The 21,001-nt window shown below is 42.0% G+C and carries 18 protein-coding genes; 4 read left to right on the top strand and 14 right to left on the bottom strand.

Going from position 1 to position 21,001, the window contains the following annotated elements:
- Positions 1–41 precede the first annotated feature (41 nt).
- The 6 genes from MHH50_RS14535 to MHH50_RS14510 all read right to left on the bottom strand — a co-directional run bounded on the left by MHH50_RS14535 (position 42) and on the right by MHH50_RS14510 (position 6,323).
- Positions 42–383 (bottom strand): DUF1801 domain-containing protein, encoded by a 342-nt coding sequence (locus MHH50_RS14535; protein WP_076125767.1) that lies wholly within the window; start codon positions 381–383, stop codon positions 42–44.
- 292 nt (positions 384–675) lie between these two features.
- Positions 676–4,188 carry a discoidin domain-containing protein gene (locus MHH50_RS14530; protein WP_340034516.1) on the bottom strand — a complete coding sequence of 1,171 codons (3,513 nt, stop codon included), beginning with the start codon at positions 4,186–4,188 and terminating at the stop codon, positions 676–678.
- 290 nt (positions 4,189–4,478) lie between these two features.
- Positions 4,479–4,838, bottom strand: coding sequence for a multidrug efflux SMR transporter (locus tag MHH50_RS14525; RefSeq protein ID WP_076125771.1), 360 nt, complete (start codon positions 4,836–4,838; stop codon positions 4,479–4,481).
- Positions 4,839–4,855: 17 nt separating this feature from the next.
- The gene (locus MHH50_RS14520; RefSeq protein ID WP_036677974.1) at positions 4,856–5,182 is read right to left on the bottom strand and encodes a multidrug efflux SMR transporter; all 327 of its coding nucleotides are present in this window, start codon (positions 5,180–5,182) and stop codon (positions 4,856–4,858) included.
- A 13-nt stretch (positions 5,183–5,195) separates the two neighbouring features.
- Positions 5,196–5,729, bottom strand: coding sequence for a TetR/AcrR family transcriptional regulator (locus MHH50_RS14515; RefSeq protein ID WP_143759822.1), 534 nt, complete (start codon positions 5,727–5,729; stop codon positions 5,196–5,198).
- A gap of 117 nt (positions 5,730–5,846) precedes the next feature.
- A complete protein-coding gene (locus MHH50_RS14510; RefSeq protein WP_312149516.1) occupies positions 5,847–6,323 on the bottom strand; it encodes a GNAT family N-acetyltransferase in 477 nt (158 codons plus the stop codon).
- Between the two features lie 129 nt (positions 6,324–6,452).
- Here MHH50_RS14510 and MHH50_RS14505 point away from each other — a divergent pair, with 129 nt between their 5' ends.
- From MHH50_RS14505 to MHH50_RS14495, 3 genes are all read left to right on the top strand, one after another.
- Entirely contained in the window at positions 6,453–8,114 is a 1,662-nt protein-coding gene (locus MHH50_RS14505) for a ribonuclease J (protein WP_076281129.1), read from the top strand.
- Positions 8,115–8,345: 231 nt separating this feature from the next.
- Positions 8,346–9,212, top strand: coding sequence for a helix-turn-helix domain-containing protein (locus MHH50_RS14500; protein WP_340034514.1), 867 nt, complete (start codon positions 8,346–8,348; stop codon positions 9,210–9,212).
- A 54-nt stretch (positions 9,213–9,266) separates the two neighbouring features.
- Entirely contained in the window at positions 9,267–9,395 is a 129-nt protein-coding gene (locus MHH50_RS14495; RefSeq protein ID WP_340034513.1) for a hypothetical protein, read from the top strand.
- A gap of 92 nt (positions 9,396–9,487) precedes the next feature.
- Here the strand turns inward: MHH50_RS14495 and MHH50_RS14490 are convergent, their stop codons facing one another.
- Positions 9,488–11,044 carry an ABC-F family ATP-binding cassette domain-containing protein gene (locus tag MHH50_RS14490; protein WP_036677991.1) on the bottom strand — a complete coding sequence of 519 codons (1,557 nt, stop codon included), beginning with the start codon at positions 11,042–11,044 and terminating at the stop codon, positions 9,488–9,490.
- Between the two features lie 231 nt (positions 11,045–11,275).
- Between MHH50_RS14490 and MHH50_RS14485 the strand changes: the two genes are divergently transcribed.
- Positions 11,276–11,860, top strand: coding sequence for an AAA family ATPase (locus MHH50_RS14485; RefSeq protein ID WP_076190412.1), 585 nt, complete (start codon positions 11,276–11,278; stop codon positions 11,858–11,860).
- 898 nt (positions 11,861–12,758) lie between these two features.
- Here MHH50_RS14485 and MHH50_RS14480 read toward each other — a convergent pair.
- The 7 genes from MHH50_RS14480 to MHH50_RS14450 all read right to left on the bottom strand — a co-directional run bounded on the left by MHH50_RS14480 (position 12,759) and on the right by MHH50_RS14450 (position 20,787).
- Entirely contained in the window at positions 12,759–13,646 is an 888-nt protein-coding gene (locus MHH50_RS14480) for an RsiV family protein (protein WP_076125783.1), read from the bottom strand.
- 1 nt (position 13,647) lies between these two features.
- Complete coding sequence (locus MHH50_RS14475) at positions 13,648–14,154, bottom strand: sigma-70 family RNA polymerase sigma factor (protein WP_076125785.1); 507 nt, start codon at positions 14,152–14,154, stop codon at positions 13,648–13,650.
- A 90-nt stretch (positions 14,155–14,244) separates the two neighbouring features.
- Entirely contained in the window at positions 14,245–16,110 is a 1,866-nt protein-coding gene (locus tag MHH50_RS14470) for an acyltransferase family protein (protein WP_340034512.1), read from the bottom strand.
- A 172-nt stretch (positions 16,111–16,282) separates the two neighbouring features.
- A complete protein-coding gene (locus tag MHH50_RS14465; RefSeq protein WP_076305501.1) occupies positions 16,283–17,353 on the bottom strand; it encodes a stalk domain-containing protein in 1,071 nt (356 codons plus the stop codon).
- Between the two features lie 72 nt (positions 17,354–17,425).
- The gene (locus MHH50_RS14460; RefSeq protein WP_076125878.1) at positions 17,426–17,887 is read right to left on the bottom strand and encodes an NUDIX hydrolase; all 462 of its coding nucleotides are present in this window, start codon (positions 17,885–17,887) and stop codon (positions 17,426–17,428) included.
- A gap of 36 nt (positions 17,888–17,923) precedes the next feature.
- Positions 17,924–19,723 (bottom strand): peptidase, encoded by a 1,800-nt coding sequence (locus tag MHH50_RS14455; RefSeq protein WP_340034511.1) that lies wholly within the window; start codon positions 19,721–19,723, stop codon positions 17,924–17,926.
- 2 nt (positions 19,724–19,725) lie between these two features.
- Positions 19,726–20,787 (bottom strand): MoxR family ATPase, encoded by a 1,062-nt coding sequence (locus MHH50_RS14450; RefSeq protein WP_076125793.1) that lies wholly within the window; start codon positions 20,785–20,787, stop codon positions 19,726–19,728.
- Between the last annotated feature and the right edge of the window lie 214 nt (positions 20,788–21,001).

Below are 21,001 nucleotides of genomic sequence, written 5' to 3'. Positions count from 1 at the left end.
CAAATGACTTTGAGATATCGTCCTTTTAATATAAGTATGGATCAAAGAGAAGCTGAAGCTTGAGCAACTAAAGAGACCAATTGTGCAGAATCAAATGTGTCTCCTTTTCGAAGCTTCAGGGTTTTCCTTTCAGGTGGTCCCTCAAATACTCCCTCTGGAAGCGTTAGCTCGGTTGTATTAAAGATTACAAAGCTGACTGCGTCTTTTGATGTCGAGATGGCCGCAGCGTATTTTCCATTTTTCAAAAAATGAGGTTTCTTATACTGAATACGTTCCTGCACATCCGGTATAGCCTGATGAACAACCTCACGTAGTGAGGTGGACAACTCCACCTGCCATGATTCTTTTAGCGCTTCAATAAAATCGATTACTTCCTGATTCATTTTTCATCTCTCCCTTTAAGTAATTAAATGGTTTGCCTGAATAAGCGCAGTAAGTTGTTTAACAAAATCAGGAGGTCCTTTGAGATCCGACGCATCTGCTATGACGAACATAAGATGATGAAATCAACACATCCGCAAAAGAATTTCAAAAATTTAATAGTTTAAATTCCCCTTATATTAATTTCTTGTTCATGTAGTCATTATCCTTCTGGCAATTTAGAGATATCCAGCTCGTTACAAGCTAAAAAGGGAAAAGCTCCTAAGAGCTTCTCCCTTAACCTCGTACATAAAATTAATGAATCGTTAGATTAAAACCGCTCTGAATATAATTCAGATTCGGATAAGCAATGTTGGAGGTTGTCAGGTTATTAAAGGTTGCAGCACCATTGCCTGTATAGGTGTAAATAGCTGCACCTTTATGTGGACCTGAGAACCGTGAAGTTGTTATTCCATCAAGTCCTGTACCGTTAATATTGATGTTGTTGAACACGATGTTCTCGAATCCACCACCATATCCAAATTGAATCGCATCACGCTGGGTATTAATGATGTCTATGTTATTAAATGTAACGTTCTTGATAGCATCATTTGATGCTTCAAGATCAATTGCGCCACGTTCACCCCCATAAAGATCTTTACTCGTGCCACTGTTAATAATGGTTGTGTCTGAGAAAACTACACCCGTATTATTCTGGAAATGATAACCTGGAAAAACGGTATTCATACGTATGCCGGAACCACCAACTGTATCAATGATATAGTTATGATCAGCCTTATGACCACTTCCTCCAAAGAAAGCAATCGCTGCCGCACGCCAGTTATTCTCAATGGTGTTATACGAGAAGGTATTATTCACACCAGCAGGTGCACCATTTGTGTTACTGGTCCATACTGCAAGACCATCGTCACCATTATTTCGCACACTGCTATTGCGTACAATTGAATTGCTAGTTCCTTGCGAGAAGTTGATGCCGTCTGCAAGATTGTTCCGAATCCGACTGTTTTCAACTACCAGCCCGGTAGCATAAATCGCAGGTGTATGAGCGTAGTCGCCTACCCACATTCCGCATTCAAAATGCTCTACCCAGACATCATGGATAATAGAGTTGGTTCCAAAGTTATCCATAAAACCTTTGTAAATTGCATTTTGTCCATAACGTGAGCGCAAATTAGAATTCATATATACATTACTGAAATCTAGCTTACCTGAAATACGGAGTGAAATACCACCGCCCGCAGCATTAGGATTGGTGAACTGAATATTGGTGTGCCAGAGACCAGCACCAGTAATAGTGAGGTTATTGATCATATTACTAGCAGAACCAATCTCCCACATACTGCTAAGATTAAAGGTTCCTGCTGGAATATAAATAGACTTTCCGCTTGCCACGGCTGCATTTACAGTAGCTTTAAAAGCTGCCAGATCATCTTGTCCGTCGTTTGCCACAGCACCGTAATCTGTTACAGATACGGAGTTAGCTGGGCGGGCAATTGCTGTTGGAACAGATTCAATTTCAAGGAAATCCACACCATATTCCAAGCTATCTCCATTGTTCTTCTGGATTCGAATCTTGTCCCCAGGTTGGAGGGGTGTATCCATCTTCCAGTGAACTTCATCAAAACGGAATAGTGGACGTCCAGCACTAGGTGTATCGCCAGGCATATCACCTGAGAAATACTGCCAGCTGTAGTATGAGGTTAAGGAAACTGTTTTTACTTTCGCTCCATTCACATACACATCCAGTGAACCATTCAATCCCATCCCATCTGCAGAGTCAGGCATTGTAAATCTCATAGTTACACCTGCGCCGCCTTGACCCTGTCTGACCGTCCACTCTAAGTTCGAACCATTCGAAGGAAGAGCTATATAACGCTGGCCAGAAGCTTCAGAAGCGATTAATGCTTGATCAAAGGTTGGCGCGGATTTCAATGTCGCGCCACCCCCGAGAGTAGCATCCTCGGTATCATATCGGCTATACGGCACGCTTGCACCACGCGCAGCATAGACAACGAGATTAGAAACACTTACATTATTCGCTTGCTTGGCAGCTATCTCATTAGCATCCACTTCAACAGTAGTGGTGACTGTGTAGTTACCATTAATCGCTGTCCAAGTCCCTGGAATCGCAACATTAACTGATGCCCCCGCTGCTAAGGCACCGTTATAAGATCCATTATAGGTTTGAATAGTGGAACCCGCAGAGTTTTTAAGAACAACGCTTATACCATGTGAACCACTTGCAGAGGCAATGGTTCCTTGATTCTTAAGATTTACATTAAACGCTACATTGTTATTAGCAACAGGATTACTTGGTGTCCATGTAACAGTTCCCACTAAGTCAGAGCTGGACACTGGAGCGATAATAAGTGACGCTGGGTTCGTGTAGCTGTTATTCGCTTCATTTTGTTCGATAACTAGGTTGTCTTCATCAACTTTGGCACTAACTGAATACGTTGCGGCAGGCTTAACTCCTGCGGTAAGTGTCATCGATGCTGTTGTCGATGCTCCAGTTGCTAGTACACCTACCGGAGCTGAGCCTACAAGCTCATTATTTAAATAGAAATTAACAGTAGCAGCTGGAGAGCTGGCATTGCCGATATTCTTTACGATTGCGTTCAGCGTAATCGCATTAGACTCAACCGGATTCGTTGGTGACCAGGACATGCCAGTAATCACCAAATCCGGATTCGGAGCTGGAGTACCGTATACTTCAAATTCGGCGATCTGTCCAGCTGGAGCACCCGAGTTGGCAGTAATATTAAGCTGTAGACGTTTGACAGTTGCGGAAACAGGAATGGTTACTGTATTTCCTGAAGCTGGATTAAACGAATACGATTGTGCTGACACCAGATTCCCAAATGTCGTTGTGTTTTGATTGTGACCGAGCACTTGAATCGTTTGGGTACGTGCTCCCCATGCAGCGGCTGGATTTAACTTTAGAACGATGGAGGAAACGTTGTAGTTTGACCCCAGGTCAAGTATCAATGAACTAGGATTACTGCCACCTTCCCAGTATGTGTTGGTGTTGTTGTCATTAGCATTTGCTGCCACAAATGATTGCGTATTAGAAGATGCGGTAATCGATTTGCCAACCGCGATATTACTGCCCGCAACAGGTGTGGCCGTTGGCGTTGGTGTGGCTGTTGGCGTTGGTGTGACTGTTGGCGTTGGTGTGACTGTTGGCGTTGGTGTGGCTGTTGGCGTTGGTGTGACTGTAGGCGTCGATGTGGCTGTTGGCGTTGGTGTAACTGTTGGCGTTGGTGTGGCTGTTGGCGTCGGTGTTGGTGTACTAGCTCCATAAATTTCGAATTCAGATACTTGCGCTGCTGGCCAACCCGTATTGCCTGTTACATTCAGGCGTACATAACGAGTGCTGGTTGCTGTAAAATCAATATTAACGGTGTTCCCTCCTGCTGAAGGATTGAACACATAATCAGCTGAACCAACAATGTCAGTGAATGTAGATCCATTTGTGCTGCCTTGAACGGCGAGTGTTTGCGTACGCGTCTCCCAGCCCGTTGGCAGCTTCAATACGATTTGGTCAATACTTGTCTCTGTACCGAGATCTACTTGGATCCATTGCGGAAATGCATTATTGCTGCTTTCCCAATACGTCTCTTGATTGCTGTCTTTCACATTGTTTGGACTATACGTTTGTGATTGACCACTAGCCGTCACAGTTTTGCCCAGCATCAAATTCGCACCACCAGAGGCACTAACAAATGTGAACGGACCCGCTGCCAGGTATAAACTTGAAATCAACAGGGTTACTACAAGCGACCATACGACATACTTGTTGCGCATTATAATCCTCCTCTTAATGTAGATACTCACTAACGTGTCGCCTTATCGGAGTGCTCAAATGATAGCGTTTACAATCAAATTCATCTCATAGCACATTAAATAACAACCGATCCTCCTTTCAATGTGAGACACTCTCATTATAGAGAAAGAGCGGATCAAGCTATAAGATGTAATTCTACGGAAAAGATATGTGATACCAATATCGCGATACTACCCTAAATATGGAATCTATTAACATCACGTCCATCAAATAAAGGCCTGATTTCTCAGGCCCTAGTTTTTTATGAAGATTAACTTGTCGTTTTAAGTTCTTTTTCATTAGCTGAATCTGGAGAGTTTAATAAAACCACACCTCCAACTATTAATACTATGCCTGCAAGTGTAAGCATACTAAATGGATCCCCCCATATTACGATACCAACGATGGCGGTTAGAACTGTACCTACACCTGCCCAAATCGCATAAGCTAGGCTTAAAGGTAAAACTTTGAGACTTATGGACAAACTATAAAATGCGATAATAAAACCAATAATAACACCTATAGTAGGCAATATTTGTGTGAACCCTTCTGACATTTTCAGCATAGTTGTACCTATTACTTCGCTTATAATAGCTACCCCAAGTACCCAAAAACCCTTATTCTTGTTCATAACATTTCCTCCAAGCTCTAATGAGATCCACCAGAAAGTTTCATAATGACTACTCCACCAATGATAAGAATCAGGCCGAGTAATTTCTTCAGATTGAAGTTTTCTTTATAAATGATGACTCCAATTAACGCAGTTAAAGCCGTACCTACCCCCGACCAAATAGCATAAGCCGTCCCTAGTGGAATCGTTGAAAGCGCTAAAGAAAGACAATAAAAGGCTGAACCCATGCCGAGTACGACTCCTATTGAAGGTAAAATCTTTTTAAACCCGTTAGAAACCTTAAGCATGGAGCTACCAAATACCTCGCAGATAATCGCTGTTGCCAGTAACACATATGAATTCAACAATAGCCCCTCCTTACTCCGTCATGTTTATTAATTCTTTAATTACTTTATCTCGTAAATCCTTATCTAAAGCTCCTAATCCGAACATTTCTGAATACCATAAACCGTCCGCTGCCAGCCTGACAATTGTGGAACGTACAGGATCTATTCCATCGTTCTCTATATTGTTTTGCCATACTGAGTATTGATCTTGAAATTTCTTAAGGATATCCGGATTCGTAAAAAGAGCAGCCGAAAGCGCGGTGCTAATCTCTTGCTCTTCCTTAAGATCGTCGTCAATCGCCTGAACAAACGCTCGTCCCCACTTCCCCGTTTCTCTAGATGTATTCGCTACTCTTTCTTGAACATTACTGAAAAAATCACTTGTTAACTCTTCCACCATACTTTTTATTAAAGCTTCCTTATTCGGAAAATGGTGCAGCAGTCCACCTTTACTGACCCCCGCTTCTTTGGCAACGGCTTCAAGCGTAAGCTTCTCCACCCCATTATTTTTAACTACTATAGAAGCTGCTAATAAAATACTACTTCGTTTTGAATTACTGTTCACGATAATCACCTCTGTTATTTACTATACCGTCTGGACGGTTTTATTGTCAAATAAAAAATCATTACCTTAGATCAAAAAAAGCCTGGTAATCCAGGCCTCCAACATTTTTAAAGCAATTCACATTAAATTTTTAATATACCAAACATCACAAGCGAAATGCTCCGACCCCGCAAGCGGTTCATCCAAAAGCTCAAATCCATTTTTCATATAGAAACGGTTAGCTGCGTGCATGTTTTGAAGTGTCTCCAAATAACATTGGTTGTAATGAAGCTTAGCAAAGTCCAACGCTGTATTTAAAAGTTCTTTGGCTATCCCGTTACCTCTAATCGACTGAGATAAATACATTTTTTGCAACTCACATATCTTGTCATCATTCCCGAAAGGAGCAATGCCACAACCCCCTAATACTTCCCCTCCCTCTTCGACAACCCAATAAGCCCGATTCTCACTATGATTATAATCATCTGATAAATGATGCAGGCTGTCATCCTCCCAGGCTAGACCCGAGCGATTCCCGCCAAACTCAATTAGGCAGTCCCTAATGACCTTTTCAATGGAGCTATTATCTTTCATTTGTAATAGTCTGATATTCATGAGTAACGTTCTCCTATCTTTCGATTAGCTTTCTTCAGTTATTATATTGTATCAAGCTTCAGAATGGATAATTATAATGGGATTCAAACATAATATAGAGAAATTTATTTAGGAGGGGCTTCAATGAAAATGGCAGCTAAGCAGCTCTCGATTGCAGCATTAGGCGGGGTTCATGAAATCGGTAAAAATATGTATATCCTGCAATACGCAGATGACATTGTCGTTATTGATTGCGGCTCTAAATTTCCAGATGAAAGTCTCTTAGGGATTGACCTAATTATTCCTGATGTTTCGTATTTATTAAATAATATTGATAAGGTACAAGCGTTGGTGGTGACTCACGGACATGAGGATCATATCGGCGGGATTCCTTACCTGCTTAAACAGTTGAATATCCCAATATATGCTTCCCGTTTAACCTTAGGATTAATCGAAAATAAACTTAGGGAACATGGAATTTTACGACAAACGAAACTCCATTGTATTAATTCAGAATCTACGTTAACCCTGGGAGCCATTACTACAACATTTTTTAATACAAATCATAGTATTCCAGATTGCCTTGGCGTAGTATTCGATACACCTGAAGGTACCGTAGTTCATACAGGAGACTTCAAATTTGACATGACGCCTGTCAACAAGCAGTATCCAGATATACATAAAATGGCCGATATTGGGAAAAACGGTGTAAAGATCTTGCTGTCAGAAAGCACTAATGCTGAGCGTCCTGGCTTCACCCCTTCTGAAAAGCTTGTTGGCGCTCACATAGAAGAAGCCTTTTTAAAAGCAGACCGTAGAATTTTTATTTCTACCTTCGCCTCAAATGTACATCGTCTACAGCAGATCATTGATGCTTCTCATTTAACTGAACGTAAATTGACCTTACTCGGCAGAAGTATGGTAAATGTAGTCAGAGTGGCCCAAGAACTCGGTTATTTGAACATTCCGGACGATATGCTGATCGAACCTGCAGAAGCTGCTAAGCTCCCTCCGGCACAGGTAACTGTTTTATGTACAGGCAGTCAAGGAGAGCCCATGGCCGCACTATCCCGCTTAGCGAACTCAAGCCATCGATTGATGGAGATCCAGGCTGGGGACACGGTGCTGCTCGCAGCCAATCCCATCCCGGGAAATGAACGGAATGTTTCAAGGATTGTCGATAATTTATATATGCTGGGTGCTAAAGTCATCTATGGTTCACGCAGTGAGCTTCACGTCTCCGGGCATGGCAGCCAAGAGGAGCTTAAGCTAATGCTGACTCTAATGAAACCTGAATACTTTATTCCGATTCATGGTGAATACCGTATGCTGCATCATCACAGCTTGTTAGCGGAGGCGGTAGGCGTCAAACCGGAAAATATCTTTATTCTAAAAAATGGAGACATCGTTGAGTCATCGTCTGGTGTTGTCCGCCAATCCGGTCGAGTGACTGCTGGGCAAATTCTAGTAGATGGCCTTGGGATCGGAGATATTGGAAATGTTGTGCTTCGCGATCGTCGCCAGCTGTCAGCAGACGGCATTCTGATTACAGTGATTACACTGAGCCAAACCGATGGACGTCTATTAAACGAGCCAGACACTATTTCCAGGGGATTCGTTTATGTCCGTAACTCCGATAATTTAATGGACGAGATCAACCAGCATGTAACATCGACCCTTAAAAAAATGAACGAAACGGATCTCGGCCAATGGAATATCATCAAGCAGACCATCAAAGAATCATTAAGTAAGTTCCTATACGAAAAAACGAAACGACGGCCAATGATTCTTCCAATCATCATTGAGGTTTAATGTAGGAATGCAATCGAATAGATATTGGCGAATTCTTACTCCATTATGAGTAAGAATTCGCCTTTTTTGTGTTTAATAGTTTTATACTCTCCTTTTATATCTTCTGCTGATAGTATTAGGTTCAGATGCAAATCTCTACATACTGAAGTACAACTAAGCAAGAATTATCAAAATCCCTTTAAATAGGTGAGGTATATTAATACCAGGGAGGTGATTAGGCTGTATTACAAGATGATTCACAATAGTATTGAATTTATTGAGAACCATTTGGAAGAAGAATTGAATCTGGACGGAATTGCGAAAGTGGCTGGATTCTCCAAATATCATTTCCACCGGCTCTTTCAGAAATATGTCGGCAAAAGTGTAGCTGAATACATTCGTTCCCGTAGGTTGAGTTCTGCTGCCCAACTGCTGCTCTATTCCGAAGAACGCATTCTAGATATTGCACTGCTTTATGGTTTTGATAGTCAAGAGGCTTTTACAAGAGCTTTTAAAGGACTTTATGCTCTCCCCCCAGCCCAATACAGGTCGCAGATAAAACTATTGATTCAGGAAAGAGAGGAATTTACCATGTCCGAAATTAAAGGTTGGTTCATCACCGGAACATCCCCCAGCAAATATAAGGCATCATTAGATATGCAGATTTACCATAAGGGAAGGAACTCTGTATCACTGGAATGCGCAGAAACTGAACCACCTGAAGAGAACGAATTTGGTACTCTAATGCAGCAGTTTGATGCAAAAAATTATCTTGGGAAGCGGATGCGGTTTGCCGGCTTTATCCGGACCGAAGAAGTCAGCGACTGGTGCGGCTTATGGATGCGTATTGATGACAAGCTCCAGAATATGCTGGGTTTTGACAACATGCAGTACAGAAGTATTAAAGGAACTGCTTCCTGGAATTTTTACGCTTGTGTGCTGGATATCCCGGCAGAGGCGGATTGTATCAACATTGGTATTCTCCTATCGGGATCAGGAAAGATTTGGCTAGATGACTGCACATTTGAAGAAGTAGACCTGGACGTTCCCGTCACTGATTCCCGTGCACGGACAGAAGAATTTCCGACGGAACCACAGAATCTGAAGTTTGAAGCCTAAAGTCTTCTTATCGGACGGAAAGTTTTGAGGAGTGATCTATTCTTTGTGTTAATTATGAAAATCATTAAGGCGGCCATCAATTTTTTACGGATTTGTTATCTGGGAATCTGCATTGAAAGTGGAATCACTCCACATGATGATCTTGATTTCTACTCATACGCCAATTTTAATCGCCACAATTAATGCAGATAGTGCCTCGGAATAAAAAACAGGATACCCTTCGGAGTATCGAAGTAAGGTATCCTGTTTAAGATTCGTTAATTGAACTCGTATACTTAGAATACTTTCGTTGTCCAATCTTCGCAATTCCAGATATCGGTTACGATGTCCTGATAAAAATCGGGTTCGTGAGAAATCATAAGAATGCTTCCTTTGTATGCTTTTAGAGCGCGTTTCAGTTCATCTTTGGCATCGATATCCAAGTGGTTCGTCGGCTCATCTAATACGAGAATATTAGTTTCGCTATTAATGAGCTTACATAGACGCACTTTAGCTTTTTCCCCACCACTTAGTACAGCAATCTTACTCTCAATATGCTTCGTGGTTAATCCACATTTAGCTAGAGCAGCACGTACTTCGAATTGTGACAGAGACGGGAATGTATCCCAGATTTCCTCAATACAAGTCTTGTAATTGCCTTCTTTCATCTCTTGCTCAAAATAGCCAATCTCCTGATGATATCCACGTTCTACCGAACCGGACAAAGCAGAGATTTCACCTAAAATGCTGCGCAGCAAAGTTGTTTTACCAATTCCGTTTGCCCCAACCAACGCGATCTTCTGTCCACGCTCCATCAACAAATTAAGCGGTCTGGACAATGGAGAGTCGTAGCCGATAACCAATTCTTTTGCTTCGAAAATCATCTTGCCTGCAGTTTTACCTTCTTTAAAGTTAAACTGTGGTTTCGGTTTCTCCTTGGCAATCTCGATGATCTCCATCTTGTCGAGCTTCTTCTGTCTGGACATCGCCATGTTACGGGTAGCCACGCTGGCTTTGTTACGAGCTACGAAATCCTTCAGCTCTGCTATTTCTTGCTTCTGGCGATTATAGGCAGATTCAAGCTGTTGTTTTCTCATTTCGTAGACTTGTTGGAACTGCTCATAATCACCCACATATCGGGTCAGCTTTTGATTTTCCATATGGTAGATCAGGTTGATAACACTGTTCAAGAATGGCATATCATGTGAGATCAGAATAAAAGCATTATCATACTCTTGAAGGTAACGTCTCAGCCATTCAATATGCTGCTCATCCAGATAGTTCGTAGGCTCATCGAGGAGCAAAATATCTGGTTTTTCAAGCAATAGCTTAGCAAGCAAGATTTTGGTACGTTGACCACCACTAAGATCGGCTACATCGCGATCCAATCCAATGTCAGTGATCCCTAGTCCACGCGCGGTTTCTTGTACTTTCGCATCGATCATGTAAAAGTCTTGATTTGTAAGTGTATCTTGGATGGTACCTACTTCTTCAAGCAGCTTTTCCAGCTCTTCAGGTGAAACGTCACCCATTCTGCCATACATATCGTTCATCTCTTGCTCAAGATCGAACAGGTACTGGAAAGCACTTCTGAGTACATCTTGAATCGTCATTCCTTTGGTTAACACTGCATGCTGATCGAGGTAGCCAACACGCACCCGCTTGGACCATTCGACTTTACCTTCATCAGGTTGCAGTTTGCCTGTAACAATATTCATAAAAGTGGATTTTCCTTCGCCGTTAGCGCCGAATAATCCGATATGCTCGCCTTTTAGGAGACGGAATGAAACATCCTTAAAGATCGCACGATCTCCAAAGCCATGACTTAATCCTTCAACATTTAATATGCTCATTTATGGACACCTTTTTCTTATTTTTCTCGCTATATTATAAGCAGGATTAGCTAAAAACTCAATGGAGAAGCAAAAAAATATCATTTTATGGGCTAATCCGCGAGCAATTTTAGTTTTGTGGACCGTCACTTGCCGAGAATGGGATTACGCTGGCGATTGCTCGTCATCTTTTATATGATAGTATGCATAGATACACATTGGAGTTGACTTGAGAACTAAGGAGAATTAGAAATGAATAAACTTGTATTTTTTCTTGGTCCAGCTGGAGCAGGCAAAACAACGTTAGCTAAAGCGATTGCTTCGCGGCGCAAAATACCTTTTTTCGATATGGATATCTTACTACGGCCTGCTGCTGACGCGATAATGACTTTACACGGACTGGATCCGGCAGATAGAGACTCAGCAGAGTACAAAAGGTTATGCCGCGATTTAGGTTATCGAATCACTATGGATGCTGCGCTGGATAATATAGGCTTGGACGTCGATGCTTTTGTAGTTGGTCCCTTTACCAAAGAGGCGGCCAATCCTGACTGGATCAGCCATGAGTTAGCTCGGATCGGGCGTTCCCTTCATGATGTTGAGGTCAAGGTTGTCTTGGTAGGGTTAGCCAACGAGGAATTGTACCTTGAACGAATTCAAGACAGACAATCACCACTAGATGAATGGAAGTTCCAGCATTGGAATGAATTCCGCACTTCTCTTGGCAACCGTACGGTAGAATGGCCGCTCCCGGCTGAAAATATTGCGTTGATCGACAATTCTAACCCGGATATTAATGCTACTGTTGCGGCAGTAGAACAATTTATATACGGCTAAACTTTCGGACCCAGATGACGTTATTTCCACTTTTATCAGCTTTTGCGCATAGTTTCGGACCCAGATGACGTTATTCCCACATTTATCACCTTTTGTGCAGAGTTTCGGACTCCAGTGCAACTATTCGTTAGAAAAGTGTGCTTGGGGCGTGGTTTTCATGCCAATTGCGACTATGCGGTCCGATAGAATTGCAAAAGTGCGATAATGCTGCGTTTAGGGTCAGCTGAGTCCGTTAGCTGCTGCGTCCCCCGTAAAATAATGAGAGCAAACGATGTTTGAGGCTTTGACGAAGAGTTTTGGTTAGACTATCGGACCCAGATGACCTTATTTCCGCTTATATCCCCTTTTGTGCAAAGTTTCGGACCCCAGTGCAGCTATTCGTTAGAAAAGTGCGCTTGGGGCGTGTTTTCCGTGCCAATAGCGACTATGCGGTCCGTTAGGATTGCAAAAGTGCGATAATGCTGCGCTTAGGGTCAGCAGAGTCCGTTAGCTGCTGCGTCACCCGTAAAATAGCGAGAGCAAACGATGTTTGAGGTTTGGACAAAGAGCCTTGGCTAAACTTTCGGACCCAGATGACGTTATTCCCACATTTATCAGCTTTTGTGCAGAGTTTCGGACCCCAGTGTAGCTATTCGTTAGAAAAGTGCGCTTGGGGGATGGTTTTCGTGCCAATAGCGACGATGCGGTCCGATAGAATTGCAAAAGTGCGATAATGCTGCGTTTAGGGTCAGCTGAGTCCGATAGCAGCAGCGTTCGCGTCAAATAATGAGAGCAAACGATGTTTGAGGCTTGGACGAAGAGTTTTGGTTAGACTATCGGACCCAGATATCGTTATTTCCACTTTTATCACCTTTTGTGCAGGGTTTCTGACTCAGATCACGTTATTCCCAAAATTCTTTTATTGAATATACTTCTGACTGACCAAATCATCAGCAAGCACCGCGGTTGGTATCACAAATTCAACGGAGCCCATATAACCCGGTGCGACATCGTATTTGTTAAACACAATCACAAGCTTACCTTCGGTGTTGATATAAAAGCTCTGATCCTTCGTAATGGAGGTAAACTGATCCGTTGGTACATCATCGCCATACTCAGGGATCCAGTAAACTTTCTCAGAGTCTGCTTTCATTTGGGCAATCATCTGTTCTTTAATATTTTCGCTGATGCGTTCAATGTATTGATCATCTTTAAATAGCATTGGCAATGTAATAAGGATCTGGTTCTCTTTGTCTATCGTATCAAAAGTAACTTCCATTGAAGATGAACCAGCGGTTTCCTCAACATATCTGCCAATGGAGAAAATGCGCTCATTATCCGTTTTCACTTCATAACCTACATCCAGCCCCAAATGGCCCCCACCTTGTTCCTTCAACGCTTCGATCTCCGCTTGGAACTTTTCGTATAGTGCTTTATTCTCACTTAAATATTTGCTGTTCAATCCAAGCTCCAGTTCTTTGTTTTCCATATCCGTAACGGCTGGAACCTTGATATTTGCATCGTAGTTCTCTTCTTCTACAACGTATTCTTTAATAGTTAGTACTTTTATTATCCGATCTACGCCTGGAATGGAAGATAATGCACTAGCTACGGTTGTACTGGTGTTTATGGCTACTAGAAAAATAACTGCGGCCGCACCAACACTGGCCACCCACTTAGTTGTCGTGTGTTTTTTTCTATTGGCTTTAAGTGACTGCTTTATAGAACGGTTTACAATCAAATCAAGTTCATCCGGAATGGGAATATCGGTATACTCTTTATGTAATTCTTGTATTCTTTCGTCCATCTTACTTTATCTCCTTTAAGGCTTCATCATTCAGCTTCACCCGCAATAACTGAAGGGCCTGATACAGCCTTGTCTTTATTGTATTGGTGTTCTCATTAAGAACTTCAGCCACTTCATTAATCTTCATATCCTCAAAATATCTAAGCACAATCACACTTCGGTATTTCGCCGGCAGCTCTTCCAGTGTTCTTTTCAAATCCATATCTGTATAGCTATCCTCAACAGCCGGACTATAGGTTTCTATTATCTCTGGCTCCATCGTCTGAACCTTCTTGTTTCTGCGCAAAAAGTCTAAGGAAGTATTCACGACAATCCTGTAAAACCAGCTTTTCACGGCATCGTGATCCTTTAGCAAATCCATTCGTGTCATCGCTTTATAAATAGAATCCTGCACAATGTCGAGGGCATCCTCTTTGTTTTTCACATAACTGTAAGCAAGCCGGTATACATTTTCTTTGTTTTCTTTGATACATCGCGTCAATATTTTCTCGGTTTTCCTATTCAACATGGTCGATTATCCTTCTCTGTTTGTGATCTGGTGTTGTAACAGGAGTAAGACGTTTGGTGAGTATAAAAAAGTTTGGAGATTCCAAATAAATTATTTATTTTCTTTTTCCAAAGCTTTAATTAGAATTGATGCATAATACTTGGCACCCTCACGTTTCAAATGAACACCATCTTTGTAGAAGTAGTCGTCTTTTCCTTCACTAGCTGAGTACCAGTCTACTATGGTCGTATTCCTGAATTCACTGGAAACTTTTGAAAGGGTGGAATTCACAGTCTGCTCCCACTTTCTCGGCACACGTGTATTGACCAAAAGAATCTGCTCCGCATCGCTTAACGAGTTTAGTAGTTTACGTAATTGCTTGGAGTTAAAAGCTCCATTCGTCCCCAGCTCTATGATCATCCGCTCCCCTAAGCGTCCTTGTGCTCTAAGCTGATCAACCACCTCCTGTGCCTGCATCATCTGTCTGCCGACCTTTCCATCGATAACAATACCAGGGAGACTTTCTACCAAAAATGGTGCTGCATCCAAAATGACAGAATCGCCAATGGCCGTAATATTCTTTCCAGTTTGATTTTTCCCGGTTACCGCTATGTTTCCTTCTGGTTCAACTTGTTTCTCTTCAGTGTCAGGTTTTTGCTTTTCAACATCAGTCGTATCTTTTTCTACGGGTGGTGCCAATGAGTTGTGATCTATTGGATCTTGCGCTATTCCCTCTTGCTGTACATTCTGCTTATCTGCAACTTCGATTGGAAGTGTGTCAGATTCAGCGTTGGATAAATATCCATTGCAGGCAATCGGAATAAGAATCAAAAAGATCATGGTCATAAGAAAGACTGGGCGGTAGCTGCGGCGTTGTTTTGCACTCCAATTGTTCCAAATGTTTCTTAATGATCCCCGCCGGAGCGGCTCCTCGACATATTTGTATGATAAGGCTGCCAGTAGAAAACTTCCTGCTAACTGAAGGATAATTCGAAGCACGCCGCTCTCATCTGGATTCCCATTAGGGCTGGTAAGAATTATTACGGGATAATGCCAAAGGTATAAGCTATATGAACGTACACCTATCCATCGCAAGGGTTTACAGCCCATTTTCCGTCCAAGAGAGCTGGCAGGATGAGCAAGCACTGCAATCACTACTGCAGTAATGATAGAGATGATCAAAAATCCACCCCGATATAGTGATTCATCAAACTCGTTAACCCGGTAAACTAGCACTATTAATACCAGCAGTCCCAGAGCACCAATGATATCAAACATATAACGAGATCTTTCTGTGACTGTATTTTTAAGTTTCTGACTAGGCCATGCAACGGCAAGCGCCGCTCCAATTAGAAGTGCAAATATGCGAGTATCTGTTCCATAATAGACCCTGCTTGGATCTGTGCCCGGTACATAGAACATAGCCATGGCTAAAGCTGAGACAGCAGCACAAGCCAGAATCCAGGCAATAAGTTTACCTCGACGAGGTATGATCTTTAGTCCTAATACGAGCAGCAGCGGCCATAGAATATAAAACTGTTCTTCAATAGAAAGTGACCATAAATGTCCGATCGGAGAAGGAGGTCCAAAACTTTCGAAGTACGAAACATCATGAAATATTAACCACCAGTTATTAACGTAAAATAGTGATGACATGAAATCTCCTGTCAGCCCATTTAATCTCGTGGGATCTATGATTAAGAGCCATATGGTGACAACGATCAGCATGACTATCGTCGCCGGCAGCAACCTCCGTGCTCTACGTATCCAAAAGTCCAGAAGGTCCAATCTTCGATGACGCTCCCATTGGTTAATGATTTGGTCTGTGATGAGATAACCCGAGATCACAAAAAAGATTCCCACTCCCAGCAGTCCACCCCCAGCCCATTTCAAATTCAAATGATAGGCTATGACAGCGAGTACGGAAAAAGCTCTTAGTCCATCAATACCAGGCATATAACGCTTGTTGTCATTCATTCTGTTTCAGTCCTTACCCTTAATTTGTTGTTCATAGGCAGGACGCAGGAGCAGCTCAAAAAGTTCTTTAAACTGGCTAATCTGTTATCAAAAGTAAAAAAAACACCCGCGCAAGAATTACCCTGCGGGATGTTTTTAATAAATCAAACTACTTTCACAAACTTCTAAATGGTTATTTCTGAACTTCAACCTGAAGAATTTCTGATACGAATTGAACAGGTACATAGGTTTTGTTATCTTGCAGAACAGGTGCGGCACCTAAAGCTTTAGGAGTCATTTTTGCGAAGAAGTATGAATCTTTGTTAAGCGTAACACTTGTCCACTGTGCTCCTTTCATCAACTCAGCGGTTTTGGTAGACTGATTCCATTTCAATTCATAGTTTAGTTGACTGGCCACATCACGAAGCGATACCATGAGCACGCCTTTCTTATTCGTGAAAGTAGCTACTTTTTTCAAATCAAGCTTAGTTGTATCCGTTGAACTATGATTTAAGCTGAACCGAAACTCTGGTGAACCTACATAACCTGGCGCAATGCTGTATTTAGGGAATACAATTATTAAGTCACCTTTATCGATATAGAACGACTGCTCAGTTGAAGTTCCTGTGTACTCTTCTAAGAAATACTTATCTGAATCCTTTTTAATCGCTGTCAGAATGTCTGTATCGAGCTTCTCTTTGTAGTTAGCGCCCAGTACATCCGTTAGTGCAACAGGTTCTGCCTCAGCTATATTTTTCACATTATAAGTATCGATCCGCGGCATGCTTGTTCCACCTTCAGAACCTTCAGTAGTAACAGTCAAGGAGATAACGCCTGCTGGAGAACCTGTTCCATCTGATTTCAGATCATAAGTAATATAAAGAGTATAAGGATGAAATTCCATTTGATCAGCCTGTGCTTTTTTGCCCATTTCTGCGGCGTCTTTCTCCCACTGTGCCAGATCCTTTTCAGCATGAGAGAGGATAATATCGTTCAGTTCATCTTGATAATGAGTATCCAGCATTCCTGTTAGCTGTGGTACTTTTAAATCTGCAATCAGGTATTTACTTGTTGTGTTAAGTACTTTTTCTTGCACTTTTATGCCAGCAAGGGCTGGTGCCTTCAACGGTAAAGCCGCAGAAACATTAGCTGTTACTTGTGTGGAAACCATAGCATGAACCGGTAAAGAAGCTGCACTCACTCCCATAATGGCTACACATCCAACTGCACTCATTTTAAATAGATTTTTTGTTCTTTTGTTCATATCTCGTCATCCTCCATCTCTATTTATAAGTGCCTTCCGATGACACTCATTAGCTAGGACGCAGGAGGACCTCTAAAAAGTTTGCTGGTTTTCTAATTTAAATATAATTTCCTCAACTTCTGTACCCCGTAACTCTACGTAAAAAGGCTGCACCTCATCATTTAGACAATACTCCAGCCGCAGTCTGAGGTTTTTCCATGTGACCATTTCCAATGCTTGTTCTATCGAGAAAAACCCAACTTCTAAGCTCTCGGAACTAGTAGCAGGTTCGCCGCCGATGGCTTTCCCTAGAAATAGGTTAGTACAAATAGATCGATCAACATTTTGAAAAACTCCGCAGAACTTATTAATCTCTATATCAATGCCCGATTCTTCTTTGGCTTCCCTGATTGCTGCTTCTATAAGGGACTCCTCCTCTTCAACCTGTCCGCCTGGCATCTCCCATCCTCTACGTGGACCTTTTATTAATAAGATTTCTTCTTGATCATTGAATACAACTGTAGCTGCTGAAAGAATATGTTTGGGGGGATTCATATCCATTGTTACCTCGCTCTAAATTTATTCTAAGCCCTAATTAATTCTGAATACAGGTCCTTTGGGTGAGAAAGGCAAGTCATTTCCCTTGGGCAAGATATAAGCATGGTCTCTTTTAAGGGTCAGCTTGTCACAATAACCATCTGTAATAATTAGAAGTGGTCCTTTTTTCGGAAAATCCTCAGCTTGTTGAATCAAATCAATAGCTGGTTGTAAGATCGTTCCCCCTCTTCCCTTCACTTGTACCCGATCCGCGATAGCCTCCGGGGGCATGTAACCTGCATCATAAGGACAAGCATCACAAAAGATAATCCGTGCAAAAGGAACATCACGAGCCTGCGCATAACTTGAAATGGCCCCTAATGCTTTGGCCAGAAGCTTTTTATCCATTGAGCCTGAGGTATCTAAAATAACTCCAAAAGTGCGGCCATCATCTGCAGCACCGCTATGAACCCACTGTGGTCGAGGGATATCAGGCGTAGAAGATTGACGTCTGCTAATTCGTGAATAAGATCTGGTCTTCTCAAGCGGTGAGAAATAATGATCAAACCAACGAGCAAGCTCTACATCCCATTTAATAGGTGGCTGGCCCAGCGCTCTAATCTCTTCAACTAGGCCTGATGGCAAAAGACCGCGACTATGCTCTACATGATACATAAGTCCTTGTTGCATAGCATTTTTACAGAAATCATCTAGTGTCTGTCCTTCTCTCGCATCCCAAAAACTTGATGAACCGTTATCTAAAATGTCACCAAGTCCATTCCCTCTCAAGGTTGCCAGTTTCTTATAAGTGCGGATATCTCCGACCATACGATCATAAATCGTTTCAGCAGATAAACCTTTAAGCTCAGGATCTAATAAGAGTCCAATTCGCGGATACTCCCCTACACTCATTTCTACTAGCCATAGATTTATTACGTAGTCACAAGCCACATTCCAAAGATAATGATCCCGGCCAAGACATCGCTCGTGATGCTGAAGCCCCGCGTGCAGAAGCTCATGCGCTATCACGAAAATACACTCCTCATCGTTTAGTCCGGCTGCAGGGTTCATAAATATTTTGCGCTCAATAACGTCAATGGCAGCTATGGAAATATCAAATCGCCGACATATCGCTGGATCTTCTATAATCTCAAAGCCGGCGGCAAGCGCACCTAATAAAGGATATCTGTCCATAAACCATCGTTTTGCACGTTGTGGAGCGGTTAATGAAAGTGTAGGGTCACTAATAGTATTAGCATGGCCTCCAGCAACACTTACTGCATTCGTCACAGCATTAGATAACCCATAAGCAAAATAGGCTTCCCAATCCGGTGCTTTTCCCCAGTATCTTTTGGTGGTTTCTCTAACATTCATATCCAGTTTTGAAACACCCGCAGTCCCAAAATATCTGGAGGTGTCCGGAATTCCTTTTATCATAAACTGCTCGTAAAGCTGTTGTTCATCTTTAATTGTAAGATCAATTCGCGACTCCATATCTGCGGGTACTTTCCCAAGCTTCAAGTCATTTAAAAACTTTGCTATGTACACATCACATGCAACGTTCCACGCCACTTGATTCTCTTTAATCTTTAAATGTCCAAGACCTAAATGAAGAAAACAATGTGCCAAAACGTACATCCATTCAGCAACCTCGCCACGCCGTTTAGGATGAGTGTAAATATAACCGTTATTAGTGACAATTGCCCAGCCGTCTTCAGGATAGGGACTATTTTCATTATGAATAATCGAAGCTCGAACAGATAACGGCGCAAAAATAGGATGATCCGCGATTAACGAACATGCTTCATTAAAATTTTTCAAAGCGGGATTATCTGGAGTTGTTTTTTTAGCCATATTTACCCCCGCTCTTTTATTGCAAGACGTGGTAAATCACGTACAATTTCAACCATTAACCAATCTGGAATATTATCACTTTGCTCCTGCTTAGCAACTACTAGCTGTGCAATTTCAAAGCTAATGACGGACAGGTCTTTAATCAGCTTTTTAACAGTGTGTGCAAATTGGCGATGTCCATCTCGTACGTTATCTTTAATCGGAGGGAGTTCTTTGATAATCTGGGCACGCAAGGATTGCGCCAGGAAATACAGGAGATCCCGATCTTCTGGAGCCGTTGGAAATGAGGATTTACCATCTATAATTTGATTAAGTTCATATTTTCCAGTTAGATTTTTATAAAAAGCCCTAAATTGTGTGGCGTGAGCAGGTGTCAGTGAACCATTCGCTAAAATCCCCACGGTATCCGCATTTATATCATCGCCAAACTCATGTAGTGCATCACTAAGCATATGCCAAGAGCGTGGCGTGGAGAAAGGCTCTTCAGTCTTTGGAGGTGCACTCCACAAATGATCGGGACGCAATTCCAGATATTCAATAACCATAGGATGAATGCTATGCTCATATGCCCAAGAGATCCAATTTTGAAACGATACATTTAACTGTATATGGAACATCCGATTGATAAGCGCGGAGGACATAGGTTTAACAATTGCACTATCTTGTGCACGGTTACCAGCTCCTATTACTATAGAGCCCTCAGGTAGGTGATAATCGCCTATGCGGCGTTCGTGGATGAGACTATAAAAAGCTTTTTGCACTTCTTGAGAACAGGCATTAAGCTCGTCCAGGAACAAACAATAAGGTTCATCCCGAGCAATCATTTTTGGAGGACAGAATTGGCTCTTACCGTTAACGATTTGCGGGACTCCAATGATGTCTTCAGGTGCTAATTGAGAACCTAATAGAGACACACAAGGAAGACCCACCTGATCAGCAAAAGCTTCTACTAGCGAAGATTTCCCAATACCAGGCGCCCCCCAGATAAAAACAGGGCGAATCACAGAAACGTTTAGAAGTACTTGCATAAGTTGAATAGGTGTTACAGGCGTTGCTAGATTCAAATAAATGCTCCTTTTTTAATGTATTGATAATAACGATAACTATACACAGTATAACAAATAATTCATTAGCTCAGGAACGAACTTCAACAACAATATTATCAACCCACTCTATTTCATTCGAAAAAACAAACCTTTTCTTGACGAGATATAAAAAAGGATGATATATTGTTTCACGCTTTAATAATTAAGTAGTTAATCATTTAGTTGTTATCTA

Origin of the sequence: Paenibacillus sp. FSL H3-0302 (assembly GCF_037982245.1) — a bacterium.
GTDB lineage: Bacteria > Bacillota > Bacilli > Paenibacillales > Paenibacillaceae > Paenibacillus_AQ > Paenibacillus_AQ odorifer.
Note: the sequence above shows the minus strand (reverse complement) of the source record. Positions and strands in the feature narration are given on the sequence as shown.